The following is a 221-nucleotide window of genomic DNA, read 5'->3' as shown; positions in this document are numbered from 1 at the left end:
GGGGGCGTGTTCAAGCCGCGCACCAGTCCGTACGCGTTCCAGGGCATGGGGGAGCCGGGGCTGAAGCTGTTGGTGGACGCCGGACGGCGCCACGGACTGCCCATCATCAGCGAGGTGATGGAGACCGAGCAACTGCCCCTCATGGCGCAGCACTCGGACATCCTCCAGGTGGGCGCGCGGAACATGCAGAACTTCGGGCTGCTGCGCGCGCTGGGAAAGCT

General features: G+C 67.9%; 1 pseudogene. It reads left to right on the top strand.

Annotation, left to right across the window (positions count from 1 at the left end):
* Nucleotides 1-221, top strand: a pseudogene (locus D7V80_RS41190) (3-deoxy-7-phosphoheptulonate synthase); the annotation flags it as partial.

The organism is Corallococcus sp. CA054B (assembly GCF_003611625.1).
GTDB classification, from domain to species: domain Bacteria; phylum Myxococcota; class Myxococcia; order Myxococcales; family Myxococcaceae; genus Corallococcus; species Corallococcus coralloides.
This window is presented reverse-complemented; position numbering and strand designations above follow the sequence as displayed.